At 36.5% G+C, this 16,904-nt stretch carries 16 protein-coding genes and 1 pseudogene; 9 read left to right on the top strand and 8 right to left on the bottom strand.

Features of this window, described 5'->3' with window-relative positions; all coding sequences use genetic code 11:
* Positions 1 to 4 precede the first annotated feature (4 nt).
* Both ACPDG9_RS12885 and ACPDG9_RS12880 read right to left on the bottom strand, forming a co-directional pair.
* Entirely contained in the window at positions 5 to 1,534 is a 1,530-nt protein-coding gene (locus ACPDG9_RS12885) for a hypothetical protein (RefSeq protein ID WP_430528127.1), read from the bottom strand.
* 170 nt (positions 1,535 to 1,704) lie between these two features.
* Positions 1,705 to 2,334: a response regulator gene (locus tag ACPDG9_RS12880; RefSeq protein WP_430528126.1), complete on the bottom strand. Its 630-nt coding sequence runs from the start codon at positions 2,332 to 2,334 to the stop codon at positions 1,705 to 1,707.
* A 284-nt stretch (positions 2,335 to 2,618) separates the two neighbouring features.
* Between ACPDG9_RS12880 and ACPDG9_RS12875 the strand changes: the two are divergent.
* Positions 2,619 to 2,921, top strand: a pseudogene (locus tag ACPDG9_RS12875) (tRNA pseudouridine(55) synthase TruB); the annotation flags it as partial.
* A 56-nt stretch (positions 2,922 to 2,977) separates the two neighbouring features.
* Here ACPDG9_RS12875 and ACPDG9_RS12870 read toward each other — a convergent pair.
* Both ACPDG9_RS12870 and ACPDG9_RS12865 read right to left on the bottom strand, forming a co-directional pair.
* On the bottom strand, positions 2,978 to 3,358 hold the full coding sequence (locus ACPDG9_RS12870) for a DUF779 domain-containing protein (protein ID WP_430528125.1): 381 nt from the start codon (positions 3,356 to 3,358) through the stop codon (positions 2,978 to 2,980).
* A gap of 13 nt (positions 3,359 to 3,371) precedes the next feature.
* Complete coding sequence (locus ACPDG9_RS12865) at positions 3,372 to 4,877, bottom strand: aldehyde dehydrogenase family protein (RefSeq protein ID WP_430528124.1); 1,506 nt, start codon at positions 4,875 to 4,877, stop codon at positions 3,372 to 3,374.
* A gap of 190 nt (positions 4,878 to 5,067) precedes the next feature.
* Here ACPDG9_RS12865 and ACPDG9_RS12860 point away from each other — a divergent pair, with 190 nt between their 5' ends.
* A complete protein-coding gene (locus ACPDG9_RS12860) occupies positions 5,068 to 5,691 on the top strand; it encodes a YiiX/YebB-like N1pC/P60 family cysteine hydrolase (protein ID WP_430528123.1) in 624 nt (207 codons plus the stop codon).
* A 13-nt stretch (positions 5,692 to 5,704) separates the two neighbouring features.
* Here ACPDG9_RS12860 and ACPDG9_RS12855 read toward each other — a convergent pair whose 3' ends face one another.
* Positions 5,705 to 6,307, bottom strand: a complete 603-nt coding sequence (locus ACPDG9_RS12855; protein WP_430528122.1) for a thioredoxin family protein — start codon at positions 6,305 to 6,307, stop codon at positions 5,705 to 5,707.
* 69 nt (positions 6,308 to 6,376) lie between these two features.
* Here ACPDG9_RS12855 and ACPDG9_RS12850 point away from each other — a divergent pair, with 69 nt between their 5' ends.
* From ACPDG9_RS12850 to ACPDG9_RS12825, 6 genes are all read left to right on the top strand, one after another.
* The gene (locus ACPDG9_RS12850) at positions 6,377 to 7,171 is read left to right on the top strand and encodes a patatin-like phospholipase family protein (protein WP_430528121.1); all 795 of its coding nucleotides are present in this window, start codon (positions 6,377 to 6,379) and stop codon (positions 7,169 to 7,171) included.
* 46 nt (positions 7,172 to 7,217) lie between these two features.
* Positions 7,218 to 7,940, top strand: coding sequence for a UMP kinase (pyrH, locus tag ACPDG9_RS12845; protein WP_430528120.1), 723 nt, complete (start codon positions 7,218 to 7,220; stop codon positions 7,938 to 7,940).
* Between the two features lie 5 nt (positions 7,941 to 7,945).
* Positions 7,946 to 8,509, top strand: a complete 564-nt coding sequence (gene frr, locus ACPDG9_RS12840) for a ribosome recycling factor (RefSeq protein ID WP_430528119.1) — start codon at positions 7,946 to 7,948, stop codon at positions 8,507 to 8,509.
* Between the two features lie 234 nt (positions 8,510 to 8,743).
* Positions 8,744 to 10,177, top strand: a complete 1,434-nt coding sequence (gene asnS / locus ACPDG9_RS12835; protein WP_430528118.1) for an asparagine--tRNA ligase — start codon at positions 8,744 to 8,746, stop codon at positions 10,175 to 10,177.
* Positions 10,178 to 10,288: 111 nt separating this feature from the next.
* The gene (rpoN, locus tag ACPDG9_RS12830; protein WP_430528117.1) at positions 10,289 to 11,743 is read left to right on the top strand and encodes an RNA polymerase factor sigma-54; all 1,455 of its coding nucleotides are present in this window, start codon (positions 10,289 to 10,291) and stop codon (positions 11,741 to 11,743) included.
* 42 nt (positions 11,744 to 11,785) lie between these two features.
* On the top strand, positions 11,786 to 12,397 hold the full coding sequence (locus ACPDG9_RS12825) for a phosphatase PAP2 family protein (protein WP_430528116.1): 612 nt from the start codon (positions 11,786 to 11,788) through the stop codon (positions 12,395 to 12,397).
* Positions 12,398 to 12,416: 19 nt separating this feature from the next.
* Here the strand turns inward: ACPDG9_RS12825 and ACPDG9_RS12820 are convergent, their stop codons facing one another.
* From ACPDG9_RS12820 to ACPDG9_RS12810, 3 genes are read right to left on the bottom strand one after another with little or no spacing between them, the layout of a single operon-like run.
* On the bottom strand, positions 12,417 to 13,121 hold the full coding sequence (locus tag ACPDG9_RS12820) for a porin family protein (RefSeq protein WP_430528115.1): 705 nt from the start codon (positions 13,119 to 13,121) through the stop codon (positions 12,417 to 12,419).
* A gap of 17 nt (positions 13,122 to 13,138) precedes the next feature.
* A complete protein-coding gene (locus ACPDG9_RS12815; RefSeq protein WP_430528114.1) occupies positions 13,139 to 14,350 on the bottom strand; it encodes a DUF3078 domain-containing protein in 1,212 nt (403 codons plus the stop codon).
* Entirely contained in the window at positions 14,347 to 16,110 is a 1,764-nt protein-coding gene (locus ACPDG9_RS12810) for a 1-deoxy-D-xylulose-5-phosphate synthase (protein WP_430528128.1), read from the bottom strand. The genes ACPDG9_RS12815 and ACPDG9_RS12810 overlap by 4 nt, the downstream gene beginning before the upstream one ends.
* Before the next feature lie 347 nt (positions 16,111 to 16,457).
* On the opposite strand from ACPDG9_RS12810, the gene ACPDG9_RS12805 reads away from it, so the two are divergent.
* Positions 16,458 to 16,898, top strand: coding sequence for a nucleoside deaminase (locus ACPDG9_RS12805; protein WP_430528113.1), 441 nt, complete (start codon positions 16,458 to 16,460; stop codon positions 16,896 to 16,898).
* Positions 16,899 to 16,904 lie beyond the last annotated feature (6 nt).

Here is a 16,904-nt window from a genome sequence, read left to right as displayed (position 1 = left end):
ATAATTACAAGAAACTTATCCTGGATAATGTAGAAGAATAATTAGATCTCACTAGATGTACTTGCTCGGGTGCATACCTATTTGCAGAAACGTAAATAGCTTGAATATTTTCCTCATAAGTGAATTTGTCCGTTTGACCAAAATACTCTATACTAGAATCTGAAATAGCAATATGGTTAGTCGTTTTAGTAAAACTCATTTTCCCTCCGACCGAAAATGTACCCCAAGAAATAGGAAAATCTAGATCTAACTTACTTGATAAATTACCCGTATCTTGATTATTTTTATTAGTCCAAAGAGTATAAGGTTCTATTATGTTATGGTGGATTCTTGTTTGATTAAACTGCTCATTGTGTTTATCAGAAGAATAGTTTAAATAATCTAAATCAACAGTGATTTTTGTACCTATTGTATCTAATTTAGAAAAAAATGAAAGTGTAAATCCGTGATTAGAATTCTCTTTTTCTATATACCCAAAAGATTCCTGAATCTTTTCTATTTCTTTGTTTTGCATGGAATAAATATCTGTTTTCCCATATTGCCTCACCTTTGGTTTAGTACTATTTCCTAAGTATTGAAAACTCAACCTAGTTTTATCTGTTATATTATATCCTAAATTTAAAATAGCTCCAAAACTATATCCCTTGGTTTTATTGTAGACTTCACTTTTCCAATGCGCAGTAGGATAGTAATAATTTATATCATTTGTATAAACATCCTCTTTATGTAGAACTGACACATCTAAGAGGACACTAAATCTTTCTTTTTGATAGCTGAAATTATTTCCTATAGAAAATGATGGATAAATTGCTTGTTTATAATGCGATCTAGCTGTATTGCTCCAACTATTTTTAGTTGTTTTTTTTAGATTAATATTAATCACCCCACTATCTCCTTCTGCACTATAGTTTGAAGGAGGAATAGTAATTACTTCAATATTTTTAATATTATCCGTTGCAATGCCTTTTAAAAAGTTTATCAAATCATCTCCTGATAATTCTACAAGCCTATCATCAATCATAATGCCCGCATTACTTTTACCAATCATGGCAATATTGTTATTTTGAACGCGCACACCAGGGGTTACTCTCAAAGCATCCAGCACATCTCCACCTGCTGAATTAATAGAATTTTCAACGTTAAAAATCAATCGATCTGCCTTTCTTTCAATTCGTTTCTTTTGTGTTGCTATTGTAATCTCATCTAGGAGCATAGCGTTATCTACCTCAACCACTCCTAAATCTATATTCTCTGTTAACACAATTTTCTCACTCAAAAACGCTTGTTGATAATTTTTTATAACCAATAGATAATTTCCGCTCCCTGCTGAAATTTTAAAATCACCTAAACTATCTGTATATACAGAACTAGCTAATTCATCATTATCAGTTCTGGCTAAATAAACTAAAGCAAATTCTAAAGGATCCTTGTTTTGATCAATCACCTTTCCTGTTAACATGTGTTGCTGCGCGTAAAGAACACTGTCTAAACAACAAAAGAGTAATACACAAAAGGCAATAAGAGTAGATTTCATAATTTTTTTGTCCAAGTTTACATTAGTTAACAAATAAGCATGTTTGTTTTTTTTATCTTTATCCTAAACTACAACTAAAAAATTATCTAAAAAACTAAGAATAAACAACTTAACAAAAACAATACTTAGGATATTATTTTTGTTAAAATCCCGCATAATGAGAATTACAACTATAAAAGATTTTGTTTTTTAACCACTTGAATAAGCTCTAGGTTATCGCGAACGTCAAACTCTTTCAACATTTTACTAATCCGCTTTTGTACTGCACTATGACTTAGATTTACAACCTCCGGTAATTGAGAAACTTTAAATCCAGCCCCTAAATAACTCAGTATTTCTCTATTTTTAGATTCTAAAAGTGATGTGGTCTTTTGAAGTTGCGCAATCGCTTTTTTCACTCCATTACTATAGTAAATCTCATTTATCCCTTCAGCGTTAACTATCGCTCTGAATTGATCAGGAGTAAAATCCGATTTTAGAATTAAAGCGTTGAGAATTTCTTGTTTATAAATATTGTACAACACAATAGAGGCTTTCTGACTGATTACCATAATAATCTTACAATCAGGAAAACATCTTCGAATAACTTTTGCACAATCAAACCCTGTTCGTATATTCTTTTCTTCAAAAGCTTCCAGATTATGTCCAAGAATGGCTACATCAAATTTTAATCGTTGTAAAAGTTTAGTATAAACCTCCTCACAACTCTTTGCTGTGTAATACTTGTTAACAGAATTATTTAGGGCTAATATATAGCCATCCAAACACATTAGGTGATCATCCGCAAGTAATATATTCATCTTTATTCTTTTATTTGAAAGCAGTCAAAAAAGATTATTTTTTCGCTTGAAAAACAACCACCACTCACTTCTTTTATTCTTTTAATAACCAATTTACACACTTACATAAAAATTAAAAAACAATAAACACATTTTAATAAAATAAAAATTAAAAATAATTAACATTAACAAATAAATATTAATTAATATTTAAAAAACAAAGATTTAACTCAAACCAAGGAGAGTAGAAAGATTACTCTATGTGATTTTTTATTCAACTCGAAGAACATTATATATGACGATCTAAAAAAGACGGTAAGCGCTTGTATGAACACGCAAGAAATGGAGAAGAGATTGAAATTAGTACCCGTCCTATCACAATCTCCGATTTTGAATTAACGCGTATTGCACTACCTGAAATTGACTTTAGAGTGGCTTGCTCCAAGTTAACGTATATTCGTTCACTGTCTTTTGATTTTGGAGAAAAACTACAAAGCGGTGGTCATTTAACAGCTTTACGCCGTACAAAGATTGGCGACTATGACGTGGCTAATGCATGGAGCATTGAAGCGTTTGAAAAAAAAGTAATGGATTCTAAATCAATATAAAAAACAAGAGGCTACACTGTTGGTGTAGCCTCTCTCATTTGATCGTATTAAAGCAATTATTCATTTAAAATTACCTCCTCAAGCTGAGACAGCTCTTCTGGTGTAAACATACGATACGTTATTGTAAAGGTTTTTTGCTTAGGCGTTTCTAAAGAAAAACCACCTGCACCAAAACCATCTGTTACATCTAGGGTAAAATGGGCGTGTTTCCAATATTCGAACAGATCGCGATCCACCCAAAAGTCGAAACCACAAACTTCTCCGATCTTAACATCCTTACGTCTCAAGTAATATCCTCCTTTGACAAAACACATGGGTTGTGTCCCTTCACAACAGCCTCCAGCCTGATAGAACATCAAATCTCCATTTTCGGCTTGTAGTTCTTCAATCAGTGCTTTTGCTTTTTCTGTTACATCAATACGGCTAACTTTTGACATCTCTTTATCTGTTTTAGAAAAACCCTAATTTGTTTTTATTGTATGAAATCAACATGTTTTTTGTTTGACGGTAATGCCCTAACATCATTTTGTGATTCTCACGTCCAATACCCGACTGTTTATACCCTCCAAATGGAGCACCTGCAGGATAGTTGTGATAGTTATTGACCCAAACGCGTCCTGCCTTAATTGCTCTTGGAATTTGGTATAACTGATGCGCATCGCGGGTCCATACCCCTGCACCTAATCCATATAGCGTATCATTGGCAATTTCTATCGCTTCTTTCTCGTCTTTAAACGTTGTAACCGCTAATACAGGCCCGAAAATTTCTTCTTGGAAAATGCGCATTTTATTATGCCCTTTAAACAACGTAGGTTGGATGTAATACCCCGCTTCTAAATCACCTCCTAGATGGTGGATATCACCCCCTACCAACACTTCAGCTCCTTCTTCTTTCCCTAATTTTAGGTAAGAGCTAATCTTGTCGTATTGAATTTTCGAAGCCTGTGCTCCCATCATTGTTGTTGGATCTAATGGATTCCCCATTTTTATCGCTTTTACGCGTTCAATAACACGAGCTATAAATTTGTCGTAAATACTTTCTTGAATCAGTAAACGAGACGGACAAGTACAAATCTCTCCTTGATTAAAAGCAAATAACACCGCACCTTCAATTGCTTTATCTAGGTACTCATCATCGTGATCCATGATCGATTCAAAGAAAATATTAGGTGATTTCCCTCCTAATTCAAGCGTAACGGGAATGATGTTTTCTGTAGCATATTGCATTACCAAGCGTCCTGTAGCAGTAGATCCTGTAAATGCAGCTTTGCTAATTTTAGGGTTTGTTACCAATTTTTGTCCCAATTGAGAACCAAATCCATTGACAACATTAATCACACCTGCCGGAACAAGATCTCCGATTAACTCCAGGAGTACCATAATAGAAATAGGAGTACTTTCTGCAGGTTTTAATACCACACAGTTTCCTGCAGCTAATGCTGGTGCTAATTTCCAAACAGCCATTAAAATCGGGAAGTTCCAAGGGATAATTTGAGCAACAACACCTAGTGGTTCATGGACAATCATCGAAACCGTATGTTCATCTAGTTCTACCACTGAGCCTTCCTCTGCGCGTATCACCCCTGCAAAATAGCGGAAGTGGTCAATAGCTAACGGAATATCCGCATTCATCGTTTCTCGAATTGCCTTTCCGTTGTCAATCGTTTCCACTTGAGCGATATAGTCCAAATTTTGCTCCATACGATCAGCAATTCGATTTAAGATGTTGCTGCGTTCCGTCGCTGATGTGCGACTCCAAGATTCAAAAGCCTTTTCTGCAGCGTCAATAGCTAAAATTAAATCTTCTTCTGTGGAGTGAGCTGCTTTCGCAAAGGGTTTTCCCGTAATTGGGGTAATAGAATCAAAGTAGTCTCCCTTTACTGGCTCTACGAATTTTCCGTTGATGTAATTTCCGTATTTTTCTTTAAACTTGGGGAATTGCATGTTGTTTGACATAAATAATAGTATTTTTTTATGGTTAATTCTCCTAATATACAATTAATTACAAGTCAAGACAATGGCAAAAATTGGATTGTGTAAAATTTAACACAACAAGAAAATATCCCTTTCAGTCATAGGTCAAGGTTTTTCTTCTTTCATTGCATATTGGCAAGATAGTTTTACTTTTGTTGAAACACAGAAATTTATGAAGAAAATAGTAGCGCTTATCAGCTTACTTTGCACGATAAGCTACGGACAACAGACTGTCTTTCAAGAAGGAGATTTGATCTTTCAAAACCTCCAATGCGGTCCTTTATGTGATGCTATTAACGAAGTTACTTTTGGGTATGAGGGGTTAAATTTCAATCACATTGGCATGGTGATTGAACACGACGGTAGCTTACAAGTTATTGAAGCTACTTGGCCCGAAGTTTGCATTACACCTCTAGATCAGTTTTTGAGCAAAACCCCTGAAACGATGTATTTGGGAAGATTGTTACCTAAGTATCAGAAAATGATCCCAGCAGCAAAAACTTTTGCTATTCAACAAGTTGGCGTTCCCTATGACGATAATTACTTATATGCCAATAACAAGTACTATTGTTCAGAGTTAATTTACGATGCCTTCAAATCAGCCAATAAGAATAAAGAATTCTTTCCGCTTTATCCGATGACCTATCGCTCAAAATATACAGGTGAACCCTTTCCAGTTTGGGTAGACTATTTTGAAAAACGCGATCAAGTCATTCCTGAAGGCGCTTTGGGGTGTAATCCAGCAGGAATGTCCTTGTCAAAAAATATCACTATTGTAGGTCCTATTGTACAATAGTGATACTTCAATTTTATTGATCAATAGAGGTCATCAAAGCTGCTACTTCTTGTTGCACTTGTTGACCTTTATTTTTGGTATACCATTTATTCAACAAGATAATTCCATCCTCGTCAAACTTTCCGTTTTCAGCCTTATAATCGTTAACCAATTTCACCGCATCAGCAGGACGAGGTCCCCAATCCCCCATAACATTCAACGTATCCTTTGCTACAATGAGCAATTTGGGAATAGCTCTTCCTCCGTTAGTCAGATACTGATCCATTAATTCGAGGTGACGATCGCGAAATACAATACGCAACTCGACCTTTCCTGTTAGTTCAGCCATTTTGTTTAACATGGGTACAGATTGAGCTGCATCTCCACACCAGCTTTCCGAAATCACCAACCAAATGTAATCACTACTAAGGTTTTCCATCACTAGAGCCACTTCTGGTTCAACACGTAGTGTCTTATCCAAGCGATGTAAACGCGCTTCATTCAGTTCTGCATAAGGTAGATAATCAGCAGACAACTGCAATTCCTCTGGATTGTTCTGGAGGGCATCCGTGACATACGCACGAAACTCCGCATAAGAAAAACTATTATTCAAGTCTTTTAGGTCAACTTTATTCATTTTTGTGTAATTTTATTAGTTTGAATTCAAAGTTAAACTTTTAAACACTAATCTCTCAATACTTTATTTATGAAAACGCCTAAAATAGGTTTGGCATTATCTGGCGGGGGGTACAAGGGAATTGCGCATGCCGGTGTGCTTTCATTTTTAGTAGATCAAGATATCAAACCTAAAATTCTTGCAGGCACAAGTGCAGGCTCCATTGTTTCTTGTTTGTATTCCATCGGGTTATCTCCAAAGGAGATTCTCGATTTTTTCAAATCTGTCAATATTTTAAACTGGCATTTTTTTACTTTCAAAAAAGCAGGATTAATCGATTCAAATGCCTTTGAAAAATACTTATTTTCCATTTTTGAAAATAGAACATTGGACGATCTCCCCATTCCTGTGGTTATCAATTCTACAGATATTGCCAAAGGGGAAATCCACGTTTTCCATCCCAATACTCGTGTCATTGACGCCATACTAGCGTCGAGTGCTTTTCCCGCTATTTTCTCTCCTCACACGATCAATGACCAGTTGTTTAGTGATGGAGGAATACTCAATAACTTTGCGACGGATTTAATCCGCGAAGAGTGTGATTTTTTAATTGGCAGCAATGTTTGTCCAATCGAACAATTAGACAAGAAGAATTTAAATTCACTGCGTTCTGTGGCCATACGCGCTTATGATCTGATGGCAGCCAATCACAATCGAACACAGTCGGCTTTGTGTGATTGGTTGATTGAATCGCATCACATCACACAATATTCGACTTTTGAACGAAACAAACAGCGCATGGACGAAATTTTTGACTTGGGATATCAAGCAGCTGCAAGAACCTTTAAAAATCATCAGGATAAATTCGCAAAAGCTGTTTTATAGTAGTATATAATCTTTATATTTGCAAAACTTTAAAAATATCATATCCATGAAATACAAAAGAATTCTGCTTAAATTAAGTGGAGAGGCTTTAATGGGAGAGAATCAATATGGAATTGACCCTAAGAGATTAGCTGAGTACGCAGCTGAAGTAAAAAAAGTACACGATTTAGGTGTTGAAATAGCGATTGTTATTGGTGGTGGAAATATTTTTAGAGGAGTAGCAGGAGCTAGTGTTGGTATGGATCGCGTTCAAGGAGATTATATGGGCATGCTTGCAACCATCATCAACGGGATGGCACTACAAGGGGCTTTAGAAGACGCAGGAATGCTGACTCGCCTTCAGACAGCCTTAAAAATTGAAGCTGTTGCTGAGCCTTATATCAAAAGAAGAGCAGTTCGTCACTTAGAAAAAGGAAGAATTGTTATTTTTGGTGCAGGAACAGGAAACCCTTACTTCACAACAGATACCGCAGCGGTACTAAGAGGAGTAGAAATTAATGCCGATGTTATCCTTAAAGGAACTCGTGTTGACGGTGTTTACAATGCAGATCCAGAGAAAGATCCAACAGCTGTAAAATTTGAACAAATCACTTTTAGTGACGTATTGACTAAAGGTTTAAATGTAATGGATACCACAGCTTTTACATTGAGTAGAGAAAACGAATTACCTATTGTGGTGTTCGATATGAATAAAGAAAACAATTTACTAAAAGTTTGCCAAGGAGATGATTCAGTAGGAACTACTGTTTCCGTAAACATTAATAAATAAACGTTATGACAGAAGAAATAGATTTAATTATTGCAAGTGCAAAAGAGGCAATGGACGGTTCTATTGCTCACTTAGAAAAATCTTTATTAAATATTCGTGCTGGAAAAGCAAGCCCTCAAATGTTAGGTGGTGTTTTTGTAGACTACTACGGTTCACAAACTCCACTATCACAAGTAGCGAGTGTGAACGTTCCAGATGCTCGTACGCTTACCGTTACTCCTTGGGAAAAAAGTATGTTACAACCTATTGAAAAGGCAATTATGATTGCTAACTTGGGACTAAACCCAATGAATAATGGAGATAACATTATCATCAATATCCCTGCTTTAACAGAAGAAAGACGTAAAGACTTGGTAAAACAAGCGAAAGCTGAAGCTGAGGAAGCAAAAATTGGTATACGCAATGCGCGTAAAGAGGCAAACAACGATATCAAAAAAGAAGAAAAAAACGGAGTTTCTGAAGATGTTTGTAAAGACGCTGAAGAGCAAGTACAAAAGCTAACAGACGCTTATGTGAAGAAAATCGATGATATCTTCGTACAAAAAGAAGAAGAAATTCTTAAAGTATAATAGAAAGTCCGCACGATGCGGACTTTTTTGTTTCTATAGTTTTCAACTATTTTACATCTCTTCTTTTCCTTACAAAATATACAAATCTATATTTCTTCTATAAAAGCGTATTTTCCATGCTAATGTTTGATTAATAACGTGCTTATTTACGCAAATATCTATTGTTTTTTAGTACATTTGTTCGTATTTCAATTCAATGATTTGATCTACTAGGTAACAAAAATATATTCAAAAATGAAACACACCAAAATTATCGATCTGCTTACCGGAAAGGCACTTTTGCACGAAGTAAAAGCAAAGGGCTGGGTAAAAACATTTAGAAACAACCAGTTTATTGCTTTAAATGATGGATCGACAATCAATAACATCCAATGTGTTGTTGACTTAGATAAGTTTCCTGCTGAATTACTGAAAAAGATTCACACAGGAGCAGCTATTTCTGTAAGAGGTACCTTAGTTGAAAGTAGAGGAGCTGGACAAAATGTAGAAATCCAAGTTGAAAACTTAAAAGTTTATGGTGAATCCAATCCAGAAGAATATCCTATTCAACCTAAAAAACACTCGCTAGAATTTTTACGCGAAAATGCTCACTTGCGCATTAGAACGAATATTTTCGGCGCTATTATGCGTGTAAGAAGTACCCTGTCTTTTGCAGTACACAAATACTTCCAAGACAACGGTTTCTTTTACTTCAACGCACCAATCATTACAGGATCTGATGCAGAAGGAGCTGGAGAAATGTTTAAGGTTACGAATTTCAACCTAAATAAACTTCCAAGAACAGCGGAAGGTGAAGTTGATTTCTCAGAAGATTTCTTTGGGAAAGCGACAAACTTAACTGTTTCTGGACAATTAGAAGCCGAGACTTATGCAATGGCCCTAGGATCAGTGTATACCTTTGGACCGACATTCCGCGCAGAAAACTCGAATACATCTCGTCACTTAGCTGAATTTTGGATGATTGAACCTGAGGTTGCCTTCAACAAATTAGCCGACAACATGGATTTAGCAGAAGATTTCATCAAGTATGTAATCAGCTATACCCTAGAAAAATGTCACGATGATTTAGTTTTCTTAGAAAGCCGTTTACTAGATGAGGAGAAAAGCAAGCCACAAGCAGAACGCAGTGAAATGTCTCTTCTTAAAAAATTGCGTTTTATCACAGAAAACAATTTCAAACGCGTAAGCTACACTGAAGCAATCGATATCCTCAAAGCTTCTAAACCAAATAAGAACAAAAAATTCAATTATATCATTGAAGAATGGGGAGCTGATTTACAAAGTGAACACGAACGCTATTTAGTGGAGAAACACTTCAAATGTCCTGTAATTTTATTTGATTATCCTGCAGATATTAAAGCGTTCTATATGCGTATGAACGAAGATGGAAAAACCGTTCGCGCTATGGATATTTTATTCCCAGGTATTGGAGAAATTGTCGGAGGTTCTGAAAGAGAAGAACGCTACGATGTATTACTAGACAAAATAGAGAAAATGGGCATCGACAAAGAAGAACTTTGGTGGTACCTCGATACTCGCAAATTTGGTACTGCTCCACACAGTGGTTTTGGTCTTGGATTTGAGCGTTTAGTCTTATTCGTTACAGGAATGACAAACATCAGAGATGTGATTCCTTTTCCTAGAACTCCTCAAAATGCAGCGTTTTAATTATTCATAGAAAGAAACCCTACAAATGTTTACTTTTATCGTATTTTTTCCGTAATTTAGGATGAATGTCGATTAAAAGTAAACATTTTTATTTCGTTAATTTTATTTAGCATGCTCAAACAAAGCTTACAACTTAAATTATCTCAGAAATTATCTCCTCAGCAAATTCAATTGATGAAGCTTATTCAGTTACCTACTTTGGCCTTTGAACAAAGACTAAAGGAAGAGTTAATTGAAAATCCTGCATTGGAAACAGGTAAAGAAGAAACAGCTGATGAGTTCGATAGCTTAGATAATGAGTTTGACGACTTTGACAATGAACGCATTGACGCAGAAGATATCAACATTGATGATTATCTCAGCGACGATGAAATTCCCGAATATAAATTACAGGCTAATAACTACAGCTCTGATGACGATGACTATGAAGCGCCTATCATTGCAACGGAGTCCTTCCATCAAAATTTAATTAACCAATTAAACACCTTCATCCTCTCTGATGAAGATCGTGTTATTGCGGAATTTTTAGTTGGTAGTGTAGATGAAATGGGATATATCCGAAGAGAGATCCAAGACATCGTTGATGATTTAGCGTTCACCCAAGGGGTTTACACCAACTTAAAGACGGTAGAAAACATCTTGGCCCTTGTTCACGAACTTGAACCGATTGGCGTAGGTGCGCGTAATCTTCAGGAGTGTTTGCTGTTGCAACTCAAACACAAAACGCCAACCGATGCTATAACGGTTGCTAAAGATATTATCGAAAATCAATTCGATGCCTTTACCAAAAAACATTACGACAAGCTGTTGTCCCGTTACAATATCACAAAAGATCAATTGCGCAAAGCCATTGATGAGATTGAGAAACTCAATCCTAAACCAGGTGGCGCTTATACAGGAACCAATCGCTTTATTGAGCAGGTGATTCCCGATTTTACAATTAAAATAGTAGACGGTGAAATTGAGTTAACTTTAAACAACCGCAATGCACCAGAACTACACGTTTCTCGCGATTATCAAGAGATGTTACAAACGTATAAGGATTCTACACAAGCGAGTGCCTCACAAAAAGATGCTGTACAATTTATTAAGCAAAAACTAGATGGAGCAAAATGGTTTATTGACGCTATTAAACAACGTCAAGAAACGCTTTATGTGACTATGAGTGCCATTGTACACTATCAAGAAGAGTATTTCTTAACAGGAGACGAAACCAAACTAAAACCAATGATCCTCAAAGACATTGCCGATTTAGTAGGGTTGGATATTTCGACAATTTCTCGTGTTGCCAATAGCAAATACGTAGAAACTCCCTATGGTACAAAACTGATCAAAAACTTCTTTTCAGAAGCGATGATGAATGATCAAGGGGAAGAAGTATCAACCATTGAAATTAAAAAAATACTAGAAAACATCATTGCAGAAGAGGATAAGAAAAAACCTCATCCAGATGATAAAATAGCCGATTTACTCAAAGAGAAAGGATATCCTATTGCGCGAAGAACTGTTGCTAAATACAGAGAACAACTTGATATTCCTGTTGCTCGCATGAGAAAGAGAATTTAATTTACCGTACAACAAACCTTTAGTTAAAATAGGCTGGTCCTTATGAAAAAAACAGCTCAACTTGTTTCTTATCTTTTTCATCCTATTCTATTGCCCTTACAAACCGTTGGGTTGTACTTTCTAATTCAATATTATTATTTTACGCCTCTTGAGCTATCAATTATCCTTAGTCAAGTTGCGATTGTAACTTTTTTCATTCCCATTTCGATTTATTACTTCATGCGTTCTTTGCGCATACTGAAATCGAGTGTTATGGTCAGTGAAACAAAAGAACGTATCTTTCCCTTTGCCATTAATATTGCCCTGCTCTATGCTCTCAAATCACTGGTTTTATACAACAATAGTGCGTATGAGTTAAAGCTATATTTTTGGGGATTACTAGTTACCTATTCGCTTTTGTTGATTGGAGCCATCTTCAAGCAGAAATACAGCGTACACACAGCGCTATTAACCGCAGGTCTAGCATTCTTCACACTTTTGCTTATTCAACAAAAAACACCAGCACTGATTTTGTTAATTGTCTGTATTTTAATCACAGGACTAACAGCAAGTGCCCGTCTTTATCTAAAAGCACACACCTCCTATGAAGTATTCATTGGGGCTTTGTTGGGTTTTCTACCTCAACTTGGTTGTTGGTACCTCTTAACTCAATAAAAAAAAGAGCCACTAGGCTCTATAAAATATAAAAGATAACTCCGACCTTAAACAGCCTGAGTTTTTCAGAATCACCTTTGATTGGTGCGTCTTTATAAATGGTATTCAAACCATAATAGGCATAAAAATTCCAGGTATTAAATCCAGCTCCCACATACATTCCCATCAACCAATTATTGATATTCTCATCATTTCTTGCGGTGATTGAATATTGATCTGTCGTCGTTTTAACTCGGTTACCCAGTACATAACTAGCTTTAAACCCAACATAAGCTCGCCAAAACTTATGGCTTGCAGGCGTTGAATTTCTCCACCTTAATTCGATGGGAAAGTCCAACATATGCAAAGACAAGCTACTGCGTTTAAAGTCAGTTAAAACCGTGTGAGTTCCGTCTTCTGCCAAACCGAAACTATTGCGTAAATTTTGATATGAAAAACCAAACCCAGGGGCAATAGCTATAGTTCTACTTTTATTGATAGGAAAATCACGCAGAAAGCCAACATCTAAACCCAAGGAAACCGAGTTCGATTTAAATCCCCCCGGTTTCCCCTGCATTAAAGTATGAGACAAACCAAAATAAAATTGATCTTCTCTGTATTTTAAATCTAAAGCCGCTATACTATCCTTTTTTTGTTGCGTTAATTCCACAAGCGCTCCTGATTCTTGTCCAAAAGAAAGAGAACTAAACAAACAGCAAACACCAAGTAAAAAGAGATTCTTCATAGCACTAATTTATAAAATTAAAACGAATAGACTAACCCTACACCTAAGGTTTGTTTGAACTGAATTTTCGGTCCTTCCATCACTTGTACACCGCCTCGTTCTACTTTATTCTTCACGTTGTCATCATAAATCAAGTTGACTCCCACATTAGCGCGTACAAAATCGTTAACCTTCATATCCAACTTCAAATCCCACATGACATCAATATTACCAAATTGATCGATATAATCACTGTATAACGTCAATTTTGTATCGATAAAAATATTGGTAAAAATTTCTTTTTTCCATTCTGTACTCAACAAGAGTCCTACTTCAGCCTTGTAGCGTTTACCGTTTTTAAGAATATTCCCCTCTTCATCTTTAATTGCTGAGTCCACACCAAAAGCGCCTTGATTTGCTAAAGTTTGATCGTTAACAAAGGTTGCTTTATAGGTGATTGGTGAAACATAGTATTTGATTCCCGTTTTGGAATCCATGTATTCTCCCCCAACCCCGACATATAGATAAGCCGGTGCTAACCATCTAGAAACAGGATCATCGGTATTAGGATAGTTGAACCCATCGGTAAACTGCGTTCTAAAATTCAATTTAGACACATAGTACCAATCAGAAGCTAGTGAATATTTATAACCAAATGTTGAATTGAGTTCCAACACATCATCTGTCTTGCGCAATTCGCGGTCTGACTGTTTATTTACGCCATAGCGAATGTTTAATACATTATCCCAAATCAAACGACCTTTGATGTACTTTCGGGTAAAATCTCCCTTCAATAAGCCCGAAATAGAGTTTTCTCCCCCTGCACTCCAATTGACAAAAGCAATTTGATTAAAATCCAATCCCACTCTGTTTTTTTTCTCCCAGTAGCCAATAATTTCATTATTTACTGGAATTGCTGACAGTTGAATTTGAGGATTAAATTTCGTTTTGATTGCGCTGTATTTGGGTTTACTGCGTTCAACAAAAACTTCGGGTTTAAAAAAAGCCAAATCTTCTCTACTTCCCATATTCATATAACTCATCAACAAATCTTCTTCTGCGTAATTTTTACGCGGTAGAAAATTCATCAAAGGGTTAAAGGGATTTTCTTGTACGTTTACTGTATCCTTTACAACCTGAGTATTGGGTTGTGGATTCACTGTAGGAGTCGTTCCTTCCTGTGCGAAAGTTGCCCCTCCATACAAACTGAGTACAACAGAAAAAAAAGCAATCTTTTCTAATTTGTTCAAAACTTTTCTGTAATTAATTTAACAATCGAATCTACGTCTATACCACAAACTTGTTGTTGTTGTTTGACGGTTCCATGTTCAATAAAAACATCTGGAACACCTAAATTCTCTACACTTATATTGGGAAAATGTTGAGAAACAAATTGCGCTATACTACTGCCAAAACCACCTTTTACACTACCGTCTTCTATCGTAACAATATGTTGATGGGTTTGACAAATTTCATGCAATCGTTGCTCGTTTAACGGTTTAACAAACAAAAAATGCTCATGTGTCCATGCATCGGTCTCACATTGCTGAAAGGCCTCTATTACATTATTGCCAATAACTCCCGTAGAAATTAGGGCAAATTTATTGCCTTTTCTCAAGTTTTTAGTTATTGATACGTTAAGTTTTTTAAAATCCGTACGCCAATTGATCTCTACAACCCCTTTGCCTCTAGGATAGCGAATCGCCCAAGGCGTATCAATTCCCAATTGAGCGGTATACAAAAGGTTTCTCAACTCTATTTCATTCAACGGTGCCGCGATGACCATATTGGGAATACAATTGAGATAGGCTAGATCAAACACCCCTTGATGTGTTGCCCCATCCTCTCCTACTAATCCGGCGCGATCTAGACAAAAAACCACGGGTAATTTTTGTAAAGCCACATCGTGAATCAGCTGATCGTAGGCCCGTTGCAAAAACGTAGAATAAATCGCACAATAGGGAATCAACCCTTGTGTAGCCATTCCCGCAGCTAAGGTTACTGCATGTTGCTCTGCAATACCCACATCCAAAGCGCGAGTTGGAAACGCCTCCATCATATATTTCATCGAGCTTCCCGTTGGCATAGCCGGTGTAATACCGACAATCAGCGGATTTTGTTCTGCTAATTCCACGAGCGTATGCCCAAAAACATCTTGGTATTTCGCAGGATACGCTTTCTCTTCTTTTTGGATGAGTTCTCCTGTTGCACTGTCAAATTTTCCTGGTGCATGATATTTAACCTGATCTTCTTCAGCCTGTTTTAACCCTTTTCCCTTGGTGGTAATTACGTGTAAGAATTTTGGACCCTTGTGTTTCTTCAACTTCGTCAACTCCTTAATCAATTGCTTTAAATCATGTCCGTCAACCGGTCCTCTATAGTCAAAATGCAAAGACTTGATCATGTTATTACGCTTGTGATTGCGTCCTTCTTTTACTGCTGTTAGATAATCTTTCAATGCGCCCACACTAGGATCAATACCAATGGCATTATCGTTCAAAACAACAAGCATATTAGCATCACTAACACCGGCGTGATTTAGTCCTTCAAAAGCCATTCCCGCTGCAATAGAAGCATCACCAATCACCGCAATATGCTGTTTATCGTGATCGCCTTTTAATTTGGAGGCGATTGCCATACCCAAAACAGCAGAAATTGAAGTAGAGGAATGCCCCACTCCAAAAACATCATACACACTTTCCTCTCGATTGGGAAATCCACTGATTCCTCCTTTTTGTCGATTGGTGTGAAATACCTCCTGACGTCCTGTGAGTAATTTATGCCCATAAGCTTGATGTCCTACATCCCAAACCAATAAATCATTCGGCGTATCAAAAACATAATGCAAGGCAATTGTCAATTCAACCACCCCTAAACTCGCTCCTAAATGCCCTTCCTTAGTAGCAACGATATCGATGATAAATCGTCTAATTTCAACCGCCAGTTCTTCCAATTGAGCTACACTCATTTTTCTGATATCTGAAGGTTTTTTGATTTGTTCTAACAACATGGGAATACGTGTAACATTTATATCAAACAAAATTACAACTTTGTTTCTTGTTTTTGACTTTTGTGAAGTTGCTTTTTTACCAGCTACTTTTTTGTACGCTGAAAAAATTCGCGATTTAAGAGAATATCATCCAAGTATTGAGAAAACTCTCCTCTTTTCTCTTTATCGCATTAGGTTTATATTTATTTTGGTATTCGATGAATCTACGCTACGCTCCGATTTCCTCTTTCCTCTTTCCTCTTTCCTCTTTCCTCTTTCCAATATCCTTCCCTAGAACTAGTGATTTTTTTACGATATAAAATAAGTGCAACCGTTTTTCACTTAACTTTGCTTAAACTTTAAAGAAGATGATGGATCTATTCACGGATGAATACTTTATGCGCATTGCGTTAAGTGAAGCACAAATGGCCTTTGAAAAGGGGGAAATTCCCGTTGGTGCAATTGTTGTTTCCAACAATCAGATCATTGCCAAGTGTCACAACCTTACCGAGTTATTGCATGATGTCACTGCACATGCAGAATTACAAGCCGTTTCTTCTGCAGCTAATTATTTAGACGCTAAATACCTGAAATCATGCACTTTATTCGTAACTTTAGAACCCTGTCAAATGTGTGCTGGCGCCTTGTATTGGAGTCAGATTTCCAGAGTCGTTTGGGGGGCGAGTGATGAAAAAAGAGGTTATCAAGCAATGGGAGGACAACTCCACCCCAAGACGGCGATTACACCGGGTGTTTTGGCCGATGAATGCGCGACACTAATGCGTTCATTTTTTGAAAAAAGAAGATAAAAACAA

This window comes from Myroides sp. C6-3 (assembly GCF_050522425.1).
In the GTDB taxonomy this organism is placed as follows: Bacteria; Bacteroidota; Bacteroidia; order Flavobacteriales; family Flavobacteriaceae; genus Flavobacterium.
Note: the sequence above shows the minus strand (reverse complement) of the source record. Positions and strands in the feature narration are given on the sequence as shown.

What these genes read in the sequence shown, in the direction of transcription:
- ACPDG9_RS12885 (WP_430528127.1), bottom strand. Translation starts at nt 1,534, where the DNA reads ATGAAATCTACTCTTATTGCCTTTTGTGTATTACTCTTTTGTTGTTTA.
- ACPDG9_RS12880 (WP_430528126.1), bottom strand. Translation starts at nt 2,334, where the DNA reads ATGAATATATTACTTGCGGATGATCACCTAATGTGTTTGGATGGCTAT.
- ACPDG9_RS12870 (WP_430528125.1), bottom strand. Translation starts at nt 3,358, where the DNA reads ATGTCAAAAGTTAGCCGTATTGATGTAACAGAAAAAGCAAAAGCACTG.
- ACPDG9_RS12865 (WP_430528124.1), bottom strand. Translation starts at nt 4,877, where the DNA reads ATGTCAAACAACATGCAATTCCCCAAGTTTAAAGAAAAATACGGAAAT.
- ACPDG9_RS12860 (WP_430528123.1), top strand. Translation starts at nt 5,068, where the DNA reads ATGAAGAAAATAGTAGCGCTTATCAGCTTACTTTGCACGATAAGCTAC.
- ACPDG9_RS12855 (WP_430528122.1), bottom strand. Translation starts at nt 6,307, where the DNA reads ATGAATAAAGTTGACCTAAAAGACTTGAATAATAGTTTTTCTTATGCG.
- ACPDG9_RS12850 (WP_430528121.1), top strand. Translation starts at nt 6,377, where the DNA reads ATGAAAACGCCTAAAATAGGTTTGGCATTATCTGGCGGGGGGTACAAG.
- pyrH (WP_430528120.1), top strand. Translation starts at nt 7,218, where the DNA reads ATGAAATACAAAAGAATTCTGCTTAAATTAAGTGGAGAGGCTTTAATG.
- frr (WP_430528119.1), top strand. Translation starts at nt 7,946, where the DNA reads ATGACAGAAGAAATAGATTTAATTATTGCAAGTGCAAAAGAGGCAATG.
- asnS (WP_430528118.1), top strand. Translation starts at nt 8,744, where the DNA reads ATGAAACACACCAAAATTATCGATCTGCTTACCGGAAAGGCACTTTTG.
- rpoN (WP_430528117.1), top strand. Translation starts at nt 10,289, where the DNA reads ATGCTCAAACAAAGCTTACAACTTAAATTATCTCAGAAATTATCTCCT.
- ACPDG9_RS12825 (WP_430528116.1), top strand. Translation starts at nt 11,786, where the DNA reads ATGAAAAAAACAGCTCAACTTGTTTCTTATCTTTTTCATCCTATTCTA.
- ACPDG9_RS12820 (WP_430528115.1), bottom strand. Translation starts at nt 13,121, where the DNA reads ATGAAGAATCTCTTTTTACTTGGTGTTTGCTGTTTGTTTAGTTCTCTT.
- ACPDG9_RS12810 (WP_430528128.1), bottom strand. Translation starts at nt 16,110, where the DNA reads ATGTTGTTAGAACAAATCAAAAAACCTTCAGATATCAGAAAAATGAGT.
- ACPDG9_RS12805 (WP_430528113.1), top strand. Translation starts at nt 16,458, where the DNA reads ATGATGGATCTATTCACGGATGAATACTTTATGCGCATTGCGTTAAGT.